Source organism: Paenibacillus sp. N119s, from assembly GCF_059447605.1.
In genome coordinates this window covers 1-3313 of record NZ_JCAJRU010000362.1, presented here as the reverse complement: position 1 = coordinate 3313, position 3313 = coordinate 1, and the positions used below count along the sequence as shown (strand labels likewise).

Annotated in this window: 6 protein-coding genes; all 6 read right to left on the bottom strand. The window is 46.2% G+C overall.

Features of this window, described 5'->3' with window-relative positions; all coding sequences use genetic code 11:
- Positions 1 to 159 precede the first annotated feature (159 nt).
- On the bottom strand, positions 160 to 633 hold the full coding sequence (locus AC5V8P_RS24545) for a ribosomal maturation YjgA family protein (RefSeq protein WP_064795343.1): 474 nt from the start codon (positions 631 to 633) through the stop codon (positions 160 to 162).
- Between the two features lie 192 nt (positions 634 to 825).
- Positions 826 to 1413: a GNAT family N-acetyltransferase gene (locus AC5V8P_RS24540; RefSeq protein WP_064795344.1), complete on the bottom strand. Its 588-nt coding sequence runs from the start codon at positions 1411 to 1413 to the stop codon at positions 826 to 828.
- The gene (locus tag AC5V8P_RS24535) at positions 1410 to 2123 is read right to left on the bottom strand and encodes an HAD family hydrolase (protein ID WP_064795345.1); all 714 of its coding nucleotides are present in this window, start codon (positions 2121 to 2123) and stop codon (positions 1410 to 1412) included. The genes AC5V8P_RS24540 and AC5V8P_RS24535 overlap by 4 nt, the downstream gene beginning before the upstream one ends.
- Positions 2124 to 2157: 34 nt before the next feature.
- The gene (locus AC5V8P_RS24530) at positions 2158 to 2328 is read right to left on the bottom strand and encodes a hypothetical protein (protein ID WP_196771798.1); all 171 of its coding nucleotides are present in this window, start codon (positions 2326 to 2328) and stop codon (positions 2158 to 2160) included.
- Positions 2329 to 2383: 55 nt separating this feature from the next.
- The gene (locus AC5V8P_RS24525) at positions 2384 to 2941 is read right to left on the bottom strand and encodes an SMI1/KNR4 family protein (protein ID WP_063209971.1); all 558 of its coding nucleotides are present in this window, start codon (positions 2939 to 2941) and stop codon (positions 2384 to 2386) included.
- Between the two features lie 59 nt (positions 2942 to 3000).
- A partial coding sequence (locus AC5V8P_RS24520) for a hypothetical protein (RefSeq protein ID WP_495473971.1) occupies positions 3001 to 3313 on the bottom strand: 313 nt, incomplete at its 5' end.

Genomic DNA, 3313 nt, shown 5'->3' with positions numbered 1-3313 from the left:
GCAAGCTGCTTTTCGGCTAACGCCTGCCCTGGAATAAGTATAGTTGCAAACAACAAGCTGAATCCTGCGCATAACCCAATCATCTTACCCAACAACCTGTGACGCTTTCTCTTTTGTTTCAAGCGCAACCCTCGCTTCTCAGATTATTTGAGTGGCTTGTCATCGTTCTCGTTCTATACGTCTGTTGATTCCGGCCAGCCTTTGGCAGCCTTGGTCTAGTGCCCAGGAGACCACAATACCCATCGTGTACCTGATCAGATCCACGGTCAGAAACCCTTTGCCAAGCACTAGGCCGCCCAGGGTTGTCGCCCGAATGTGGTTAATCCAGGGAGCCTGGTACATCTGACTGAACTCAATAGCAAAGCAAAACAGCAAACTGCCCCAAAGGGCTACAGACAACTGACGATTCACCCACAACATTCTCAGCCCAAAATAAATCATGCACGCCCACAAGGCATCCCCAAAATGATTAGCAACGAATGCAGGTAAGTGGGTGGAGAAAGCCCGGCTTCCCAAGCCCAACAAGATCATGACCAGCACGGCAGCCAAATACGCAGCACGAGCTTTCCAGTGGAACCTCTCCATATTTTTCAGAATAACTCCCCTACTGCTGCTTTTACGAATGTTTTTCATACTACATTACCTGTCCGAATACAGAAAAACATCCGCCAAACGGCTGAAAATCTCGTATAGCATCCCTTGGGATAGCGTTTGCAAGATTGCTGAACCTTAAGCTGATGTCATATTGTATGCACACCAACTTGTCTGTATTTTTCGTCATATCATGAATCATAATAAGCCTCCACAGCATCCTACAAGCACCTGCTAAAATTCAATACCACGCACCTTGGCAAAAACCATTTGGTGTGCCATGCTCCCCTCTTCATCATACTCGATGTTTCTTAAAATTCCCTCCAGTGTAAAACCTGCCCGTTCTGCTACCTTGGCGCTGCGCGTGTTTCTGGAATCACAACGAATCTCCACCCGATTGGCATGCAAATGCTGTATGGCAAAATCCGTAATACTGTTCACAGCCTCTGCTATAATACCTTTTCCAGTCCATGAGGTTCTGAGCCAATATCCAATTTCAAATCTTCGTGCATCCCAATCAATATGATGCAGACCGCTGCTGGCTACAAATTGTCCCGAAGCCGTATCAAATATATACAGCACCATGTCAGATCGATCCAGAAATTTAAGTCTGGCTTGGCGTGAGCGAATTTCAGATTCCTCCGCCGTAGGGAGATTTCTAGCAAAAGGAAGCCAAGGTCGCAGTTCATTTACACTTTCTCGTATCGCCTCATTAACCGCCGCGCCATCGCCCCATTGCGGAGCGCGTATGGTCAATCGCTCCGTCTGGAATTGCTCCGGGAACGATAACAGAATGGGACTCGGTTGCTGCTCCCTACTCATGATGCCCCCTCCTCCATGTTCGATGGATAACTGAAGTGATCCAGCCAGCCAGTGATTTCGCGCAGACTTTCAATCTGATGATCTGGTGCAATGTCCGTTTCATTCCACGTCATAAAGCCTTCAAGCCAGATGGTATGCAATCCTGCACTTTGCGCACCACGAATATCATTCGTCGGATGATCGCCTACATAGCAGGCATGACTGGGTTCGGCAATGTCTAGCTCATTCAAAGCTAATTCGAAAATTCGAGGATTAGGTTTTTCGATGTTGACGCCACCCGATACGATAATGGTATCCACATAATCTCTCAGCATCACTCGGTCGATTTTCGCCTGTTGCGTACGAAGTGAGCCGTTGGTAATAATACCAAGCTTCAAGCCCCGAGACCGCAGCTCAGACAGCACTTCCTTGGCCCCATCCATCAATACCGTAAACTTATGAAATTCCCCATACCAAAAGCCCAGCATGTCCTGTACTGTCGTATCGGGATTTTTCAGTTTCAGGTTTGCATGCAGCTCAGTATACAGCTCTTTCTTATCCCGGTAGCCGTCCTGATCTGCCAGACGTATTCGTTCAACGACAGCCGCACGGCTGGCTGGTTCTTCTGCCACAATAAATCGTTCTATAAAACGCTCCGTATATGCAGCAAATGCCTGTTTGCGATGAATCAGTGTATTATCCAGATCAAAAATAATGGCTTCTATAGACATAACGAGCTCCTTTCTGTCCGTAAATTTATACCGATCAGCTTGAGACGAATTGAACAACTCCGATCACAAGAAGCAAGAAAAAAATAGACAAGAAAATGATGACCATATACTTCAGGATTTTGCTAGAAGTCGACTTTTGTTCGAGTTTTGTCTCGATTTGGGTTAGCCTTTCCTTGATTTCTTCCAAATCCTGTTCCACCTTCATTTTATGCTCTCCTTCCTTTGCCTCGACTTATTTAACTTCCTAGCGATTCGACGCATCAACTACATAAATCACTCCAAAAGCGAACTGTTTTTACGGCCTCAAAATCAATCTGTTCGTAAGTCTTCTCTCCAAATTCCTGCTTGAAATATTCCTGCAAACTTTCTCCATACACGATAATATCCGTTTGATACACTGAAAATACCGGATTTCCTTCTTCACAAGGCTGCTCTGGGATATATCGGTGACCATAGATGGGGATCAGCTTGGGCACGCGCAAAAACTCACGTTTACATATGTCCACGGCTTCCTGCAAATCTGTTGGTCTATTCCCCCATTCAGAATGCCAGAACATATTCTGTTCCACATCGAAAATCATACCTTCGAGCGGCCAATTCAGCCTTTCCCAAATGACACCCATCCGCTGTGGTGACGTATCTCTCCAAGGAATAAAGCTTCTACCGATTGGAAGAACGTTCATCAGCAGCTCTCTTAAGTCGGGCGGAAAGTGAATATCATACCTGTCTTCGACCTCAGTAATCTCCCGGGTGGATAAGCCTGGGGTTAAGGTTACATCGTCTTTACGTAATAGATCGATAATATAAGCGACATCCATCTTCGATTGAACACCTCTATTCGCTGTCTGATTGCACCTTCTGATTGAATTCTAGCAGCTTAGTCGAGCGGATTGGTCAAGAGGCCTACCAGACTTGTAACTTCAACTTCACCGACTCGGCGTGGGCCTTCCATAAAATACCCCCTGGTTCCTACATGTATCCGGTGTCGGTGTACCTTTTCCCTCATTTCTCCAAACAAAATCCACATTCTTGCCTGACCCTCCCGGTGAACCGGGTGCCTGGTATCCATGATCAATTGACCCTCTTCATCTTCAAACTCAGGATGTATTGCATAAATTCCCGTTGTTGTAATATCGTCGCCCTCATAGGAAAAATCGCAGCGATAACCCTGAATAGGCAGTTGTTTCCTG

Coding starts and splice junctions, on each gene's coding strand:
- AC5V8P_RS24525 (WP_063209971.1), bottom strand. CDS start 2,941: ATGGATGTCGCTTATATTATCGATCTATTACGTAAAGACGATGTAACC.
- AC5V8P_RS24540 (WP_064795344.1), bottom strand. CDS start 1,413: ATGAGTAGGGAGCAGCAACCGAGTCCCATTCTGTTATCGTTCCCGGAG.
- AC5V8P_RS24530 (WP_196771798.1), bottom strand. CDS start 2,328: ATGAAGGTGGAACAGGATTTGGAAGAAATCAAGGAAAGGCTAACCCAA.
- AC5V8P_RS24535 (WP_064795345.1), bottom strand. CDS start 2,123: ATGTCTATAGAAGCCATTATTTTTGATCTGGATAATACACTGATTCAT.
- AC5V8P_RS24545 (WP_064795343.1), bottom strand. CDS start 633: ATGAAAAACATTCGTAAAAGCAGCAGTAGGGGAGTTATTCTGAAAAAT.